General features: G+C 59.1%; 15 protein-coding genes. 8 read left to right on the forward strand and 7 right to left on the reverse strand.

Features of this window, described 5'->3' with window-relative positions:
• Positions 1 to 18: 18 nt before the first annotated feature.
• Positions 19 to 1,821 carry a cation:proton antiporter gene (locus KGA85_RS08335; RefSeq protein WP_223459707.1) on the forward strand — a complete coding sequence of 601 codons (1,803 nt, stop codon included), beginning with the start codon at positions 19 to 21 and terminating at the stop codon, positions 1,819 to 1,821.
• 74 nt (positions 1,822 to 1,895) lie between these two features.
• Here the strand turns inward: KGA85_RS08335 and rplS are convergent, their stop codons facing one another.
• The 5 genes from rplS to ffh all read right to left on the reverse strand — a co-directional run bounded on the left by rplS (position 1,896) and on the right by ffh (position 5,467).
• Entirely contained in the window at positions 1,896 to 2,246 is a 351-nt protein-coding gene (rplS, locus tag KGA85_RS08340) for a 50S ribosomal protein L19 (protein ID WP_003175895.1), read from the reverse strand.
• Positions 2,247 to 2,291: 45 nt separating this feature from the next.
• Positions 2,292 to 3,044 (reverse strand): tRNA (guanosine(37)-N1)-methyltransferase TrmD, encoded by a 753-nt coding sequence (trmD, locus tag KGA85_RS08345; RefSeq protein ID WP_007897583.1) that lies wholly within the window; start codon positions 3,042 to 3,044, stop codon positions 2,292 to 2,294.
• Positions 3,045 to 3,046: 2 nt separating this feature from the next.
• Complete coding sequence (gene rimM / locus KGA85_RS08350; RefSeq protein ID WP_223459710.1) at positions 3,047 to 3,583, reverse strand: ribosome maturation factor RimM; 537 nt, start codon at positions 3,581 to 3,583, stop codon at positions 3,047 to 3,049.
• A gap of 5 nt (positions 3,584 to 3,588) precedes the next feature.
• Complete coding sequence (rpsP, locus tag KGA85_RS08355) at positions 3,589 to 3,840, reverse strand: 30S ribosomal protein S16 (RefSeq protein WP_007972721.1); 252 nt, start codon at positions 3,838 to 3,840, stop codon at positions 3,589 to 3,591.
• A 250-nt stretch (positions 3,841 to 4,090) separates the two neighbouring features.
• On the reverse strand, positions 4,091 to 5,467 hold the full coding sequence (gene ffh, locus KGA85_RS08360; RefSeq protein WP_056726162.1) for a signal recognition particle protein: 1,377 nt from the start codon (positions 5,465 to 5,467) through the stop codon (positions 4,091 to 4,093).
• A 210-nt stretch (positions 5,468 to 5,677) separates the two neighbouring features.
• Here ffh and KGA85_RS08365 point away from each other — a divergent pair, with 210 nt between their 5' ends.
• From KGA85_RS08365 to rlmF, 5 genes are all read left to right on the forward strand, one after another.
• Positions 5,678 to 6,490: an inner membrane protein YpjD gene (locus KGA85_RS08365; RefSeq protein ID WP_223459712.1), complete on the forward strand. Its 813-nt coding sequence runs from the start codon at positions 5,678 to 5,680 to the stop codon at positions 6,488 to 6,490.
• Positions 6,491 to 6,502: 12 nt separating this feature from the next.
• Positions 6,503 to 7,735, forward strand: coding sequence for a transporter associated domain-containing protein (locus KGA85_RS08370; RefSeq protein ID WP_223543053.1), 1,233 nt, complete (start codon positions 6,503 to 6,505; stop codon positions 7,733 to 7,735).
• 389 nt (positions 7,736 to 8,124) lie between these two features.
• A complete protein-coding gene (locus tag KGA85_RS08375; protein WP_223532206.1) occupies positions 8,125 to 9,441 on the forward strand; it encodes an MFS transporter in 1,317 nt (438 codons plus the stop codon).
• Positions 9,442 to 9,694: 253 nt separating this feature from the next.
• Positions 9,695 to 12,541: a valine--tRNA ligase gene (locus tag KGA85_RS08380; RefSeq protein WP_223543054.1), complete on the forward strand. Its 2,847-nt coding sequence runs from the start codon at positions 9,695 to 9,697 to the stop codon at positions 12,539 to 12,541.
• A gap of 259 nt (positions 12,542 to 12,800) precedes the next feature.
• Complete coding sequence (gene rlmF, locus KGA85_RS08385) at positions 12,801 to 13,832, forward strand: 23S rRNA (adenine(1618)-N(6))-methyltransferase RlmF (protein ID WP_223534389.1); 1,032 nt, start codon at positions 12,801 to 12,803, stop codon at positions 13,830 to 13,832.
• 156 nt (positions 13,833 to 13,988) lie between these two features.
• Here the strand turns inward: rlmF and KGA85_RS08390 are convergent, their stop codons facing one another.
• Positions 13,989 to 14,426 carry a DUF3757 domain-containing protein gene (locus KGA85_RS08390; RefSeq protein WP_223459720.1) on the reverse strand — a complete coding sequence of 146 codons (438 nt, stop codon included), beginning with the start codon at positions 14,424 to 14,426 and terminating at the stop codon, positions 13,989 to 13,991.
• A 305-nt stretch (positions 14,427 to 14,731) separates the two neighbouring features.
• Positions 14,732 to 15,013 (reverse strand): HU family DNA-binding protein, encoded by a 282-nt coding sequence (locus KGA85_RS08395; protein WP_007905514.1) that lies wholly within the window; start codon positions 15,011 to 15,013, stop codon positions 14,732 to 14,734.
• Positions 15,014 to 15,409: 396 nt separating this feature from the next.
• Here KGA85_RS08395 and yejK point away from each other — a divergent pair, with 396 nt between their 5' ends.
• The gene (gene yejK, locus KGA85_RS08400) at positions 15,410 to 16,414 is read left to right on the forward strand and encodes a nucleoid-associated protein YejK (RefSeq protein ID WP_057396732.1); all 1,005 of its coding nucleotides are present in this window, start codon (positions 15,410 to 15,412) and stop codon (positions 16,412 to 16,414) included.
• On the forward strand, positions 16,414 to 16,764 hold the full coding sequence (locus KGA85_RS08405; protein WP_223459721.1) for a glutaredoxin family protein: 351 nt from the start codon (positions 16,414 to 16,416) through the stop codon (positions 16,762 to 16,764). Before yejK ends, KGA85_RS08405 begins: the two co-directional genes overlap by 1 nt.
• Positions 16,765 to 16,783 lie beyond the last annotated feature (19 nt).

The raw sequence follows: 16,783 nt of genomic DNA on the forward strand, positions 1-16,783 counted from the left end.
AAGGAACAGGGAGCCGCAATGAGCGAACAGCAGATCTTATTGGCATTTGGCGGAATCGGTGCGGCGGCACTGCTCTGTCAATGGCTGGCCTGGCGCTTGAAACTGCCGGCAATCCTTTTCCTGCTGTTGACCGGCATCCTGGCCGGCCCCGTGCTGCACTTGCTCAACCCGCAAGAGATGTTCGGGCCACTGCTGATGCCGCTGGTGTCCCTGGCGGTGGCGCTGATCCTGTTCGAAGGCAGCCTGACCCTGCATTTGTCCGAGTGGCGAGAGATCGGCAGCGTCGTCCACCGCCTGGTCACGATTGGCGCCCTCTCCACTTGGGTGGTCATTGCTGTCGCCACTCACTGGCTACTGGATTTCGACTGGATGCTGGCCATCCTGTTCGGCAGTCTGACCCTGGTGACCGGGCCGACCGTGATCGTACCGATGCTGCGCGTCGTGCGCCCGAAAGCGTCGATTGCCAATATCCTGCGCTGGGAAGGCATTGCCATCGATCCCATCGGTGCCCTGCTGGCGGTGGTCGTCTATAGCTTTATCATCGCCAACGCTGAAGGTAACGGCCTCAAGGAAAGCCTGCTGACCTTCGGTGGCGTGATTTTGTGCGGCAGCCTGTTCGGTGTTTTTGGTGGTTGGTTGCTCGGCACCCTGATTCGTCGCCAGTGGCTGCCGGAATACCTGCACAACCTGGCAGCGCTCGCGGCAGTCCTGGGTATTTTCATTGCCTCCAACGAAGTCACCAACGAATCCGGGTTGCTGGCCGTGACCTTGATGGGCATGTGGCTGGCCAACATGAAAGGCGTGGACGTGCGGCATATCCTGCACTTCAAGGAGAACCTCAGCGTGCTGCTGATCTCCGGCCTGTTCATTCTTTTGGCGGCACGGCTGGACCTGAACGCCATGATCGGCCTCGGGCCTCTGGTGCTGATTTTGCTGCTGGTCATTCAATTCATCGCCCGCCCTTTGAATGTGCTGCTGTGCACGGCGGGCTCCAGCCTGAATTGGCGCGAACGGGCGCTGCTGGCATGGATTGCCCCAAGGGGCATCGTGGCAGCGGCGGTGTCGGCAATCTTCGCCATTCGCCTGCACGCGGCCGGCCATCAGGGAGCGTTGCTGCTCGTGCCGCTCACCTTTGCTGTGATCATCGGCACGGTGGTGCTGCAAAGCGCGACGGCACGACCGTTGGCACGCCTGCTGAAGGTGGCGGAACCGGCACCGAGCGGTTTCCTGATCATCGGCGCCAACGGGCCTGCGCGCACGCTGGGCAAGGCACTGCAACAACTGGGCAGTCGCGTACTGCTGACGGATTCGAGCTGGGAAAACATTAGTGCAGCGCGGATGGAAGGCTTGTCGACCTATTTTGGCAACCCGGCGTCGCAACATGCCGATGCGCATCTGGACCTGGTCGGCCTCGGGCATTTGCTGGCGCTGTCACCCTCCGGCGAGATGAACACCCTGGCGCTGATGCGCTTTCGTCATGAACTGGGCCATCAACGCATGTTTGGTCTGGCCAGCGGCCAGGAAAGCCGCCGCACCGACAAGCATCGCACCAGTCTGGAACATCGCGGCAATCAACTGGGCAGCGAAGCGCTGACCTACGCCAAGCTCGCCAGCCAGCTGAGTCAGGGCTCAGAGCTGTACAGCACGACATTGACAGACGGTTTCAGCTGGGACGACTACCGCGCGCTGCATGGCGAGCGTGCGACCCTGCTGTTCGTGCGCGACAACAGCGGTTGGGTACACGTGGTGACACCGGAAAACACGTTAAAGCCTTCGGCGGGATGGACGTTGTTAGCGTTGATCCAGCCCGAGACAGTGTAAATCCAAGCGAGCACTAAATCGCAGGCAACAAAAAAGCAGCCCGCAGGCTGCTTTTTTTGCATCGGAAGCTGGACTTAAGCCAGTTTTTCCTTGATGCGAGCTGCTTTACCCGACAGGTCACGCAGGTAGTACAGCTTGGCTTTACGTACGTCACCGCGACGCTTGACAGCCATGCTGTCGATTTGCGGGGAGTAGGTCTGGAAAGTACGCTCTACGCCAACACCGTTGGAGATTTTACGAACGGTGAATGCACTGTTTACGCCGCGGTTACGCTTGGCGATAACAACACCTTCGAACGCTTGCAGACGCGAACGGTCGCCTTCCTTCACTTTCACCTGAACGACAATGGTGTCGCCCGGGGCAAAGGTAGGGATCTCTTTGGTCATCTGCTCTGCTTCGAGTGCAAGGATGATTTTGTTAGTCATGCTGTGCTCCTAAGGTAAATCGTCGGATCTACCATCGATACGTTGTTAACTATCGTCCCGCTCGCGGATGTATTCCTCGAGCAGCTTCTTCTCTTCTCCAGAAAGCGAGCGGCTTTCCAGAAGATCAGCGCGTCGTTCAAAGGTCCGACCAAGGGACTGCTGTAAACGCCAACGCCGGATGTGCGCGTGATTGCCACTTAGCAATACGTCGGGAACACGCTGATCCGCATACACCTCCGGTCGGGTGTAGTGCGGGCAATCCAGCAAACCATCCGTAAAGGAATCTTCCTCGGCGGAGTCCGCATGCCCTAAAGCTCCAGGCAGCAGTCGTGTAACCGCATCGATCAGGACCATCGCCGGCAGCTCGCCGCCAGACAGTACATAGTCGCCAATCGACCACTCTTCATCGACATGAGCATCAATAAAACGCTCGTCAATGCCTTCATAGCGGCCGGCAATCAGGATCAATGCATCCAGATTCGCCAACTCGCGTACCGCCGACTGAGTCAGTTGACGGCCTTGGGGGGACAGGTAAATTACCTTCGCCGCCTCCCCGGCTGCTGCCTTGGCCTGAACCAGAGCATCTTCCAGGGGCTTGATCTTCATCACCATGCCCGGACCACCGCCAAACGGGCGATCGTCCACAGTGTGATGTCGATCCGTCGTGTAGTCTCGCGGATTCCAACAGGTGAGCTGCAAGAGCCCCTGTTTCACCGCCCGACTGGTGATGCCGTACTCGCTGATGGCGGAAAACATCTCGGGAAACAGACTGATCACTTCTACGCGCAAGTTAGCCACGCTTAGAAATCCGCGTCCCAATCCACCTTCATCTCGCCCGCTGCCAGGTCGACGGCCAACACGCATTGCTCCGTATAGGGCAACAGGCGTTCGCGATCATCCAGGCTGCCAGCGCAAGGCTTGACCACCATGACATCGTTCGAGCCGGTCTCCAGCAGGTGATCGATTTTCCCGAACAGTTGTCCGAGGGTGTCGATGACCTTGAGACCTTCCAGCTGGTACCAGTAGTACTCGCCGTCGGTGAGTTCAGGGAACAGGTTGCGCGGCACGCAGATCTCATAACCGGCCAGAAGACGAGCTTCTTCGCGATCATCGAGATCCTTGAGCTTTGCGACCAGGAACTTGTCGTTCCCGCGTCCGCTGACCAGCTCTACCTGCTTTACATTACCGTCACGCTTGAGCGTCCAGGTTTTGTAGTCCAGCAGGTTTTTAATCGGATCAGTAAAGGAGTACACCTTCACTTCGCCGCGAACGCCGTGAACAGAATAAATCTTGCCGATAACGATCAAATCATCAGCAATGGCAGGCGTCGCGTTCATATTGCTCAGGCCGCAGCCTTAGCAGATTCCTTCAACAACTGAGCAACGCGCTCAGAAGGTTGTGCACCAACGCTCAGCCAGTAGGCTACGCGCTCTTGGTTCACGGACAGACGAACTTCCTGACCACGGGCAACAGGGTTGAAGTAGCCAACCTGTTCCTTGTGCGAACCGTCGCGCGGGTTGCGGCTGTCGGTTACGGTCAAGTGGTAAAACGGGCGCTTTTTGGAGCCGCCAAGGGCAAGACGGATTGTTAGCATGTGAACATCGTTCCTGTAGTCGGTGCTGCAAATCTAAAGGCACAGCGGGCATGGGTGCCCGAAAGGCCGCATATTCTAAGGAATATCCGGACTTTTGCAAATGACTTTTTCCGGCGGTCTATCGGCCGCCATGCAGATTTGCTATAGAGCCGTCGTTGAAAACGGCCGGTCAGCTCCCGCCAAGTGCGGGTTTGCTGTATATCCCACTTCCGTGTGGGGCTGCGCCGACCTGATGGCCGGCGCGGATTCTTTACATCTTTGGCATGCCGCCGCCGGGCAACATACCGCCCATGCCGCGCATCATCTTGGCCATTCCGCCTTTCGCGGAGAATTTCTTCATCATCTTCTGCATCTGCTTGTGCTGCTTGATCAAGCGGCCGATGTCCTGCACCTGGGTGCCGGAACCCATGGCGATCCGGCGTTTGCGCGAACCGCTGATCATCTCAGGGTCGCGGCGCTCGGCCGGGGTCATGGAGTTGATGATGGCTTCCATCTGCTTGAATTGCTTTTCTGCCGCGCCCTGGGCGTTGCCCATTTGCGCCAGGTTCACGCCACCCATGTTCGGCAGCTTGTCCATGAGCCCGCCGAGGCCGCCCATGTTCTTCATCTGTTGCAGCTGATCGCGGAAGTCTTCGAGGTCGAAGCCCTTGCCCTTCTTCAGCTTCTTGGCCAGTTTGTCGGCCTTGTCCTTGTCGAGGGTCGCTTCCGCCTGCTCGATCAGGCTGAGCACGTCGCCCATGCCGAGGATGCGCGAGGCGATACGCTCAGGGTGGAACGGATCGAGCGCTTCGCTCTTCTCGCCCATGCCGATGAACTTGATCGGTTTGCCGGTGATGGCGCGCACCGACAGCGCAGCACCGCCACGGGCATCGCCGTCGACCTTGGTCAGGATCACACCGGTCAGCGGCAATGCATCACCGAAGGCCTTGGCCGTGTTGGCGGCGTCCTGACCGGTCATGGCGTCGACCACGAACAGGGTTTCGACCGGATTGATCGCGGCGTGCAGCGCCTTGATCTCGCCCATCATCTCTTCATCGATGTGCAGGCGACCGGCGGTATCGACGATGACCACGTCGATAAATTTGAGTTTCGCTTCCTTAATAGCCGCTTGCGCGATCTCGACCGGCTTCTGACTCAGGTCGGACGGGAAGAAGGTAACGCCGACTTCACCGGCGAGCATTTCCAGCTGCTTGATCGCCGCAGGACGATAAACGTCGGCGGATACGACCATGACCGACTTCTTCTTGCGCTCTTTAAGGAAGCGCGCGAGCTTGCCGGCGGTGGTGGTTTTACCAGCGCCCTGCAAACCGGCCATCAGGATGACCGCTGGCGGCACGGCGCTCAGGTTCAAATCTTCGTTGGCCGCGCCCATCAGGCTTTCGAGTTCGGCCTGGACGATCTTCACGAAGGCCTGGCCCGGCGTCAGGCTGCGCGACACCTCGGTGCCTACGGCGCGTTCCTTGACCGAATTGACGAAGTCCTTGACCACCGGCAGGGCGACGTCGGCTTCGAGCAACGCCATGCGCACTTCACGCAGGGTGTCTTTGATGTTGTCTTCAGTCAGCTTGGCCTTGCCGGTGACATGGCGCAGCGTCTGCGAGAGACGGTCGGTTAAGTTTTCAAACATTGCGCGATCCTTTCAGGCCCTGTGTAGACCGGGATAATGGCGGCCCGGACCGGACTAAACGTGTGCTCGGCGAGCCTGCGGCGTGGGCAGGTCGCGGATTATAGCGAAGACTGTGGCCGGCGGACACCTCGCTGTCGGGTTGCGCGGTCTTTCGTGTGGCAGGGGTTCTATGCCAAACTCAGCGACTTTCGGGCTTGCCTAACAGGATTTATGCTCCCCTTGTCACCCAGCTTGCTTACTACCCTCGCCGCCGCCTGCTTGTATGCCGCTGCGACCATTTATCAGGGCACTCGCCTGGCGTCCGGCGCCAAGGCCAACAAACGCCTGCTGGTCATGCTCGGCGTGCTCGCCGTATTGGCCCACAGCGCCAGCCTGCTCACCCACCTGCTGACCCCGGGCGGCTTGGCCCTGGACTTCTTCAGCGCCGCCAGCCTGATTGCCGTGGCGGTCATCGCACTGACCCTGCTGGCCTGCTCGCGGATTCCGGTAGAGAACCTGCTGGTCCTGCTGCTCCCGCTTGGGGCCTTGACCGTGTTGCTGGCGCATTTTGCCCCCGCCGGCACGGTACAGGTCATCGATGAGGAGCCGGGCATCCTCGCCCACATCCTGCTTTCGATTCTGGCCTACGGCATGTTCACCATCGCGGTGTTCCAGTCCTTGCTGCTGCTGGTTCAAGACCACCAGCTCAAGCACAAGCACCCCTCCGGGCTGATCAAGAATTTCCCGCCGCTGCAAACCATGGAAAGCCTGCTGTTCGGTTTCCTCTGGGCCGGCTGGACGCTGCTGTCGCTGTCGCTGATTTCCGGCTGGCTGTTCGTCGAGAACCTGTTCGCCCAGCACCTGGTGCACAAAACCCTGCTGGCCTGCCTGGCCTGGATCGTTTTCAGCGTGCTGCTGTGGGGACGCAATCGCCTCGGCTGGCGCGGGCACAAAGCCATTCGCTGGACCCTGGCCGGTTTTTGCCTGCTGATGCTGGCGTATTTCGGCAGCAAACTGGTTCGTGAATACATCCTGCATATCTGACGGGCGGCATTAATGGACGACTTGCCCATAGGGCCGATGCTCGCGGTAGTGACCCTGCTGGTTTTATGGTCGGGGCTGTTTACCGCCATCGAAGCGGCGCATCAGCATTTGCTGGCCCAGCGCACCGCAACGCGTTCCAGCGACAAACCGGTGGCGAAACTCAGTTTCCCCCTGGCCAGCCTGATTTTTTGCAATACCCTCTGCCGTGCACTCGTGGTGGTCATCAGCACCTTGCTGGCCATATTCACCTGGGCCGAGAACGGCCCGTGGGTCGCCTGCCTCGGGGCGGGCGCCATTTTGCTGGTGTTTTCCGACTACTTGCCACGCGCCCTCGCCGCACGCTATCCGGATGCGATCCTGGCCCAGGGCAACAATCTGCTGCGGGTGCCGCTGAAAATCATCTACCCCGCGGCATGGTTGCTCAATAGCATCAGTCAGTTGCTGACGCGACCATTCGCCCGTAAAACCAAAGTGGTGCAACAAAGTGAGGACGAAATGCTGACGGAGCGGCATGCGCCCTCCGAAACCGTAAGCCGCCCTCACCCGCTGCCAGGCATCCACGCGCTGGACAACATTACCGTCAATGACATCCTGGTACCGCGCAGCGACGTGGACGGCATCAATCTCGATGACCCCATCGAAGAAATCATCGAACAATTGCGCCACAACAAGCGCACGCGCCTGCCGGTGTTCCACAGTGATATCAACCAGGTCGAAGCCGTCCTCAACACCCGACACATCCTTCACTTGCTGCCCGATGCGAGCCTGACCAGGGAAGCGTTGCTGGCGGCCAGTCACGAGCCGTACTTCGTGCCGGAAAGTACCCCGTTGCAGCTGCAACTGCTCAACTTCCACAAGCAGCAGCGGCGCCTGGGCATGGTGGTCGACGAATACGGCGAAGTGCTGGGCATCGTCACCCTGGAAGACATTCTCGAAGAAATCGTCGGCGAGTTCGAAAGCCAGCACAGCCTGGACAATCCGCACATTCATCCACAAGCCGACGGACGCCTGGTGATCGACGGTGCCGCGTCCATTCGTGAGCTGAACAAGAGCCTCGGCTGGCACCTGCCCAGCGATGGCCCGAAAACCCTGAACGGTCTGGTCACCGAGGCACTGGAAACCATTCCCGAAAGCGCGGTGTGCCTGAAGATCGGTCGGTATCGCCTGGAGATTCTCGAGACCGAGGACAACCGTGTCACGCGGGTTCTGATCTGGCAGACCAGCTCGATGCCTGTTGTTATCTAAAGGTCAGCGCAGTTTTCTGTGGCGAGGGAGCTTGCTCCCGCTCGGGCGCGCAGCGGCCGCCATCAAGCCGGACCAGAATAATAGAGGTGTCTGTCCATTAGGCCTGCTTCGCAGCCCAGCGGGAGCAAGCTCCCTCGCCACAATAATCCAGTGCTCCCCCCTCTTGTTCGATCGTTAGCCACCTTCCTATAATCGAAGCGCTTACCCAAGCCTCGCCGGCCCCGTGCTTACCCCGCACTTCGCAGCTTCCGGCCCGACCATCAGCAATGCCCGCAGCAAACCGACGACTGTTCCTACCTTGAACAGCGACCGTGCCTCCACCCACATCCCTGGGTTCTCGACCATAATAATTAGCTCCACTGGAGCACATGACTGTCAGGGATAACCGCATGACGACCAGCACGACTTACAGCGACTCCACACCCGCGCAACCGACGAACTCCGCCACCCGCGTGGCCACCGCAAGCTTCATCGGTACCGCCATCGAGTTCTACGACTTCTACGTCTATGCCACCGCCGCCGCACTGGTAATCGGCCCGGTGTTCTTTCCGCAGACATCCGGCACCGCCCAGATGCTATCGGCGTTTCTCACGTTCGGCATCGCCTTCCTTGCACGCCCCTTGGGCTCGGCCCTTTTCGGTCACTTCGGCGACCGTATCGGCCGCAAGTCGACCCTGGTCGCCTCGCTGCTGCTGATGGGCGTGTGCACTACGCTGATCGGCGTGCTGCCGGGATACGACAGCATTGGCGCCTGGGCACCGATCCTGCTTTGCGTCCTGCGCTTCGGCCAAGGCCTTGGGTTGGGCGGTGAATGGGGTGGCGCGGCATTGCTGGCCACGGAGAATGCGCCGAAAGGCAAGCGCGCGTGGTTCGGCATGTTCCCGCAATTGGGTCCATCCATTGGCTTTCTGGCGGCCAACGGCCTGTTCCTGACCCTGGCCGTGGTGCTGGATGATGAACAGTTCCGTTCATGGGGCTGGCGTATTCCGTTCCTGCTCAGCGCCGCACTGGTGATGGTCGGCCTGTACGTGCGCCTCAAGCTGCATGAGACCCCGGTGTTCGCCAACGCCATAGCGCGTCAGGAACGAGTGAAGATCCCGCTGTTCGAGCTGTTCGGCCAATACTGGGCGCCCGTATTGCTGGGAGCTGGCGCAATGGTCGTGTGCTACGCGCTGTTTTACATCTCCACCGTGTTCTCCCTGAGTTACGGCGTGGCAACGCTCGGCTACAGCCGCGAAACCTTCCTCGGCCTGCTGTGCTTCGCGGTGCTGTTCATGGCTGCCGCCACCCCGCTGTCGGCTTGGGCCAGCGACCGTTACGGGCGCAAACCGGTGCTGATCATCGGCGGTGTGCTGGCGATCCTGTCCGGCTTCCTCATGGAGCCCCTGCTGACCCAAGGCTCGACCTGGGGTGTGGCGCTGTTCCTGTGCATCGAACTGTTTCTGATGGGCGTGACATTTGCGCCGATGGGTGCGCTGCTGCCGGAGCTGTTCCCCACCCACGTGCGCTACACCGGCGCCTCGGCTGCCTACAACCTGGGCGGTATCGTCGGCGCTTCCGCGGCGCCGTTCTTCGCCCAGAAACTGGTGGCGATGGGCGGGTTGAGTTACGTCGGCGGTTATGTGTCCGGGGCGGCGGTGCTGAGTTTGATTGCGGTGCTGTGCCTGAAGGAAACGCGGCATAACGACCTGAATCAGGTTGTCTGACAGATTGTCATCGCGAGCAGGCTCGCTCCCACAGGTTGAGTGTCGTTCACAAAATGCTGGTACGACACATATCCCTGTGGGAGCGAGCCGGCTCCGGGCGGCGTTCCGACGATGGGGTCTTCACTGACTCAATAGATCCCGATCCCCCACAACTTTTCCCCCACCCATTGTCACCTCGCTCTACGCGCTTCGGCTCATCCCCGCTATACTTCCCGGCTTTTCCTGAATAAATGCCAATAGGGTCCCGCCGCGCATGGATAAGACCTACCAGCCGCACGCCATTGAAACTTCCTGGTACAACACCTGGGAGTCAGAGAATTACTTCGCCCCGCAAGGCGCGGGCGAGTCCTACACCATCATGATCCCGCCGCCGAACGTCACCGGCAGCCTGCACATGGGTCACGGCTTCAACAACGCGATCATGGACGCCCTGATCCGTTTCCGCCGCATGCAGGGTCGCAACACCCTGTGGCAGCCGGGTACCGACCACGCTGGTATCGCTACGCAGATGCTGGTAGAGCGTCAGCTCGAAGCCAAGGGCCAGAGCCGCCATGACCTGGGCCGTGAGAAATTCCTCGAGAAAGTCTGGGAGTGGAAGGATGAGTCCGGTGGCAACATCAGCCGTCAGATCCGTCGCCTCGGTTCGTCCGTAGATTGGAGCCGCGAGCGCTTCACCATGGACGACGGTCTCTCGGAAGCCGTTAAAGAGGCTTTCGTCCGCCTGCACGAAGACGGTCTGATCTACCGCGGCAAGCGCCTGGTCAACTGGGACACCAAGCTGCACACGGCGATTTCCGATCTCGAAGTGGAGAACCACGACGAGAAAGGTTTCCTGTGGAACCTGAAATACCCGCTGGCCGACGGCGCCAAGACCGCTGAAGGCAACGATTTCCTGATCGTCGCGACCACTCGCCCGGAAACCATGCTCGGCGACTCCGCCGTCGCGGTGAACCCGAACGATGAACGCTACAAAGCCCTGATCGGAAAATTTGTCGAGCTGCCACTGGTTGGCCGCCGCATCCCGATCATCGCCGACGATTACTGCGACCCAGAATTCGGCACCGGCTGCGTGAAAATCACCCCGGCCCACGACTTCAACGACTATGAAGTCGGCAAGCGTCACAACCTGCCACTGCTGAACATCTTCGACAAGAACGCAGCGGTCCTGCCGGCTTGCCAGGTGTTCAACCTCGACGGCACGCTGAACGAAACCATCGACGGCAAGATCCCGGCCGAATACGCCGGTCTCGACCGCTTCGAAGCGCGCAAGCAGATCGTAGCCGCGTTCGACGCTGCCGGCCTGTTGGTCAGCGTTGACGATCACGCCCTGAAAGTGCCGAAAGGCGACCGCTCCGGCACCGTCATCGAGCCTTGGCTGACCGACCAGTGGTACGTGTCCACCAAGCCATTGGCCGAGCCTGCGATTGCCGCCGTTGAAGACGGCCGTATCCAGTTCGTGCCGAAACAGTACGAAAACATGTACTTCTCGTGGATGCGCGACATCCAGGACTGGTGCATCAGCCGTCAGCTGTGGTGGGGCCACCGGATTCCGGCCTGGTACGACGAGTCGGGCAAGGTCTACGTCGGTCGCGACGAAGCCGAAGTGCGCGCCAAGCACAACCTCGGCCCTGACGTTGCGCTGCAACAGGACAACGACGTTCTCGACACCTGGTTCAGCTCGGGCCTGTGGACGTTCTCCACCCTCGGCTGGCCGGAAAAAACCGAATTCCTGAAGAAATTCCACTCCACCGACGTCCTGGTGACCGGTTTCGACATCATTTTCTTCTGGGTTGCCCGGATGATCATGCTCACCATGCATTTGGTGAAAAACGAAGACGGCACGCCGCAGGTTCCGTTCAAGACCGTGTACGTTCACGGTCTGGTACGTGATGGCCAGGGCCAGAAGATGTCCAAGTCCAAGGGCAACGTCCTGGACCCGCTGGACATCATCGACGGCATCGAGCTCGAAGCCCTGGTGCAGAAACGCACCTCCGGCATGATGCAGCCGAAACTGGCGAAGAAGATCGAGAAGCAGACCCGCGACGAGTTCGCCGAAGGCATCGCCAGCTACGGCACCGACGCCCTGCGCTTCACCTTCTGCTCGCTGGCGTCCACCGGTCGCGACATCAAGTTCGACATGGGCCGCGTCGAAGGCTATCGCAACTTCTGCAACAAGATCTGGAACGCGGCGCGCTACGTGCTGGACAAGGGCGAAGACTGCGGCCAGAACGGCGAAGCCTTTGAGCTGTCCCTGGCTGACCGCTGGATCATCTCCCAGCTGCAACGCACCGAAGCCGAAGTGACCCGCCAGCTCGACCAGTTCCGTTTCGACCTGGCCGCACAAGCCCTGTACGAGTTCATCTGGAACCAGTATTGCGACTGGTACCTGGAACTGTCCAAGCCAGTGCTGTGGGACGAAAACGCACCGATCGAACGCCAGCGCGGTACCCGTCGCACCCTGGTGCGCGTACTGGAAGTGGCGTTGCGCCTGGCGCATCCGTTCATGCCGTTCATCACCGAAGAAATCTGGCAGCGCATCGCGCCGCTGGCCGGCATCGAAGGCAAGACGATCATGCTGCAACCTTGGCCAGTGGCCAACGAAACACGCATCGATCAGGCCGCCGAAGATGACATCGAATGGCTCAAGGGCCTGATGCTCGGCACTCGTAACATCCGTGGCGAAATGAACATCGGCCCGGGCAAACCGCTGCCGCTGTTCCTGAAGAACGTCAGCGCCGAGGATCAGCGTCGCCTGACCGAGAACGAAGCCCTGCTGAAGAAGCTGGCGCGCCTCGAATCGATCACTGTTCTGGCGGCTGGCGAAGAAGCACCGCTGTCCGCCACCGCACTGGTCGGCGAGATGGAAGTGCTGGTGCCCATGGCCGGCTTGATCGACAAAGGTGCGGAACTGGCGCGTCTGGACAAGGAAATCCAGCGTCTGCAAGGTGAAGTGCAACGCGTCGGCGGCAAGCTGTCCAACGCCGGCTTCGTTGACAAGGCGCCAGCCGAAGTCATCGAGAAAGAACGCGCCAAACTGGCCGAGGCCGAACAGGCCCTGGGCAAGCTGGCCGAGCAGCATGCGCGGATTGCCAGCCTGTAACGGCAGATCGCAATGAAGAAGGGAGGCCCAAGTGGCCTCCCTTTTTTATGCCTGTCACTTTCTTACATCCAATGAAGATCCCCTGTGGGAGCGGCGGTGCGGCGATCCGACTTGCTCGCGAAGAGGCCATAACATTCGATATAAATATTGACTGAAAGTCCGCTTTCGCGAGCAAGCCCGCTCCCACATTTGATTAGTGTGGCTCTCAGATGTGGGACAATGCCCGCCACTTTTAGCCATACCCGAATCGACCGCCGCCATGACCGCCCCTCGTCCACCGAAACCTGCGCGTAAAAAGCCTTCACCCGCGACTCCGGCCAAAGCCGTGGAGCCCCGCGAAAAGGCCAACCTGCACCCGCGCAATCGCCATCAGGGTCGCTACGACTTTCCGACGCTGATCAAAAGCGCGCCGGAACTGAAGAAGTTCGTGATCATCAATCCGTACGGCAAGGAAAGCATCGACTTCGCCAGCCCGGAAGCCGTGCGGGTGTTCAACCGGGCGCTGCTCAAGTCGTTCTATGGCATCGCTCACTGGGACATTCCGGCCGACTACCTGTGCCCACCGGTGCCAGGCCGTGCCGATTACGTGCACTTTCTCGCCGACCTGCTGGCCAGTGGCAATGACGGCGTGATCCCCCGTGGCGCCGCCGTGAAGGTGCTGGACATCGGCATGGGCGCCAACTGCGTGTATCCGCTGATCGGTTACAGCGACTATCGCTGGCAGTTCCTCGGTTCCGATATCGATGCAACCGCCATCGCCGCAGCGAAGGCCATCGTTCAATCCAATGGCCTGAACAAAGCGATCCAGGTACGCCAGCAGAGCAACCCCAAGCAGATCCTCACAGGCCTGCTGGAGAGCGCAGAGCGGTTCGACCTGACCATGTGCAACCCGCCGTTCCACGCCTCGCTGGACGAGGCCACGCGGGGCAGCACGCGCAAATGGCGCGCCCTGGGCAAAGCAGATCCGAAACGCAAGTTGCCGGTTTTGAACTTTGGCGGCCAGTCGGCCGAGTTATGGTGCGAAGGCGGTGAAGTACGCTTCGTGACCCAATTGGTCAGCGAAAGCGTGCAGGTAGCTCAGCAGGTGCTGTGGTTCAGTACATTGGTGTCAAAGGCATCGAACCTGCCGGCGATCCAAACCGCCCTGAAAAGGGCCGGCGCCCTGGAAAGTCAGGTAGTGGAAATGTCCCAAGGGCAGAAGCAGAGCCGCTTCGTCGCCTGGACCTTCCAGACCAAAGCGCAGCAACAGGCCTGGCGCCAGGCACGATGGTCGAAGGCTACAGCTGAGTAAAAAGTCAAACGCACAAAAAAGCCGTGCCCGGATGACTCCTGGACACGGCTTTTTAACCAGCCTCAGCGGTTAACAGTGACGCTCAGATCTGTAACACAAACTGATTGACAACTTTCAATATAATTTCAACAACAGGAAAGTTCATGCATCTTCGTTTCAGCGTTTTGCTGAACGAACAATCTCTTTGAACTCACAGGCACGCGCCTCTTTACTATCGCAGTAATACCGAGTCAGCCACTCTGACCATGGCCCCTCGGTATCAATACTTACCATAGTTCCCTCTCGCTTATACCTCATATCCAGATCACCTCCATTTTGCAGTATGTAACCACAACGCAGGATTTCACCAACGATAGTGCCAGCTTCGGCCTCTTTGCGAGGTGCGAATATCGCCACTTCGAATTCGCCTACCAGCCCACGCCCGGTTTGCGAAACACCGTACCACTCCCCCTCTCCACTTGCTGTCGGGGCTTTATAGGAACCTGGTGCAAACTCCTTGATGTCAGATGGGCTTGGGCAGTACTCGGTAACATTTGCCAAAGCCTGACCGGACACCAGAAACGATACGCACATCAACAACTGTTTAACTTTCATAAAAACGTCCCTGTAACCAACAACTGAAATTTGGTTTTGGCTTTTTACGCAAAGCCAAGCGCTACGCCTTATTGATACTACCGACCCAAGGCGCACACTCAACTATCAGTTCTGTAGGAACGTTCGTTTTATACAGAGAGAAAAATGCAACTCAGCGCAAACGGCTATTCCTGTCAGATGCGCGGGTAACAACTGCTTTCAAACAAAGGGATTATTTCAACAATTTACATTGCGTAAATCGTTACGACGCCCACAAAAAAACCGTGCCCGGATCGCTCCGGTGCACGGTTTTTTCTTAACAAGTCTTACTTGTTAACAGCGTCGGTCAGGCCTTTGGCCACAACCAGCTTGATCACTTTCTTGGCAGCGATTTCGATGGCAGCGCCAGTCGAAGGGTTACGGCCAGTACGGGCAGGGCGCTCGGTCACTTTCAGTTTGCCGATACCTGGCAGAGTGATTTCGCCGCCGTTTTCCAGCTGATCGGCAACGATTTGGCCCAGTTGGTCCAGAGCGTTACGCGCGGTGGTTTTCGGCGCGTCGATAGCTTCAGCGATGTCGGCGATCAGTTGGTCTTTAGTAAGAGCCATTTAGTGTTCCTTCCCTATCAAATTCATATGGATTGCAGAGTGCAATGTCAGCCATCGAGCCCGATCTTTTGGATCCGGCACCCTCGGCCAAATAACCTCGGGATCGGGGTTATAGATACCGAAATCAGGGTTTGGTTCGACCTGACAAATGCTGACTGCACGCTTAACGCAGTGACTTCGCGCAAGACCGGGCAAAGCTAGCACACAGACGTGGAAATATCCGCCTCTAGCTACCCATTTGGTCAGCTTTATTGCGCTAAAACCGTAAAAAACTGCATAAGCACCGTCGGTCGCCCGCCAATTGCCCTTCGCACCGCGCCAAAACCAGTGGTTGCGGTACACTGGGCGCTTTTTCGGGGGAGCACGCCCTCCTCTCTTCATTCAGCCGAGAAGCCCATGCCGATCCGTCATTGCATCGTCCACCTGATCGACAAAAAACCCGACGGCACACCCGCAGTTCTCCACGCTCGTGACTCTGAACTGGCTGAGTCTGCAGCCATCGAGAACATGCTCGCCGACCTCAACGAAAGCTATAACGCCAAACAGGGTAAAGCCTGGGGCCTGTTCCATCCGGAATCCGGCGCGTTCCCGTTCAGCGGCTGGCTGAAGGAGTACCTCGATGGCGGCCAGGATTTCACCGCGTTCAGCCGCGTGGCGGTTGAGCATCTGCAAAAGCTGATGGAAGAATCGAACCTGTCGGTTGGCGGCCACGTGCTATTCGCACACTATCAGCAAGGCATGACCGACTACCTGGCCATCGCCCTGCTGCACCACAGTGAAGGCGTGGCCGTGACCGACGAACTGGACGTGACCCCGTCCCGCCACCTCGATCTTGGCCAGTTGCACCTGGCCGCGCGGATCAACGTTTCCGAGTGGCAGAACAACAAACAATCCAAGCAGTACATTTCGTTCATCAAAGGCAAGAACGGCAAAAAGGTTTCGGAGTATTTCCGCGACTTCATTGGCTGTCAGGAAGGCGTCGACGGTCCGGGTGAAACCCGCACCCTGCTCAAAGCCTTCAGTGATTTCGTTGAAAGCGAAGACCTGCCGGAAGACGACGCCCGCGAGAAGACCAAGACCCTGGTGGATTACGCCAGCAGCCAGGCCAAGCTCGGTGAGCCGATGGGCCTGGAAGAGTTGTCGGGGCTGATCGACGAAGAACGCCCGAAAGCCTTCTACGATCACATCCGCAACAAGGATTACGGCCTCTCGCCGGAAATCCCGGCCGACAAACGCACCCTGAACCAGTTCCGCCGATTCACTGGCCGCGCCGAAGGCCTGTCGATCAGTTTCGAAGCACACCTGCTGGGCTCGAAGATCGAGTACGACGAAGAAGCCGGCACGTTGATCATCAAGGGCCTGCCCACTTCGCTCACCGATCAACTGAAGCGCCGAAACTGATGCTCGGTGGCGTACTGAAGAAATTCCTGCTGATCCTGCTGGTGGTCGTGGTCTATCAGAACTGGGGCAAGATCGAGCGGGTGTTCAACCCATCGCAAGTGGTGCCTGCGCAGACGCAGGCCAAGGCCAACGTCGTGCTCTACGCCACCGAATGGTGTGGTTACTGCAAGCTGACCCGGCGCTTCCTCGATCAGGAAGGCATACCGTACAAGGAATTCGATATCGAGAAGGATGCTGTCGCGCGCGAGGACTATCGGGCACTGGGCGGTGGCGGCATTCCAATTATCGATGTGAACGGGACGCTGATTCGCGGGTATGACCCGGATGCGATTCTGGCGGCGTTGAATTAACTAATCGGGTTCAAACAAT

It is taken from the genome of Pseudomonas sp. GL-B-12 (assembly GCF_019955895.1).
GTDB lineage: Bacteria > Pseudomonadota > Gammaproteobacteria > Pseudomonadales > Pseudomonadaceae > Aquipseudomonas.

Excerpts from the sequence above, each read along its gene's own strand:
- KGA85_RS08335 (WP_223459707.1), top strand. The coding sequence starts at position 19 with ATGAGCGAACAGCAGATCTTATTGGCATTTGGCGGAATCGGTGCGGCG.
- rplS (WP_003175895.1), bottom strand. The coding sequence starts at position 2,246 with ATGACTAACAAAATCATCCTTGCACTCGAAGCAGAGCAGATGACCAAA.
- rimM (WP_223459710.1), bottom strand. The coding sequence starts at position 3,583 with ATGAACGCGACGCCTGCCATTGCTGATGATTTGATCGTTATCGGCAAG.
- rpsP (WP_007972721.1), bottom strand. The coding sequence starts at position 3,840 with ATGCTAACAATCCGTCTTGCCCTTGGCGGCTCCAAAAAGCGCCCGTTT.
- ffh (WP_056726162.1), bottom strand. The coding sequence starts at position 5,467 with ATGTTTGAAAACTTAACCGACCGTCTCTCGCAGACGCTGCGCCATGTC.
- KGA85_RS08365 (WP_223459712.1), top strand. The coding sequence starts at position 5,678 with ATGCTCCCCTTGTCACCCAGCTTGCTTACTACCCTCGCCGCCGCCTGC.
- KGA85_RS08370 (WP_223543053.1), top strand. The coding sequence starts at position 6,503 with ATGGACGACTTGCCCATAGGGCCGATGCTCGCGGTAGTGACCCTGCTG.
- KGA85_RS08375 (WP_223532206.1), top strand. The coding sequence starts at position 8,125 with ATGACGACCAGCACGACTTACAGCGACTCCACACCCGCGCAACCGACG.
- KGA85_RS08380 (WP_223543054.1), top strand. The coding sequence starts at position 9,695 with ATGGATAAGACCTACCAGCCGCACGCCATTGAAACTTCCTGGTACAAC.
- rlmF (WP_223534389.1), top strand. The coding sequence starts at position 12,801 with ATGACCGCCCCTCGTCCACCGAAACCTGCGCGTAAAAAGCCTTCACCC.
- KGA85_RS08390 (WP_223459720.1), bottom strand. The coding sequence starts at position 14,426 with ATGAAAGTTAAACAGTTGTTGATGTGCGTATCGTTTCTGGTGTCCGGT.
- KGA85_RS08395 (WP_007905514.1), bottom strand. The coding sequence starts at position 15,013 with ATGGCTCTTACTAAAGACCAACTGATCGCCGACATCGCTGAAGCTATC.
- yejK (WP_057396732.1), top strand. The coding sequence starts at position 15,410 with ATGCCGATCCGTCATTGCATCGTCCACCTGATCGACAAAAAACCCGAC.
- KGA85_RS08405 (WP_223459721.1), top strand. The coding sequence starts at position 16,414 with ATGCTCGGTGGCGTACTGAAGAAATTCCTGCTGATCCTGCTGGTGGTC.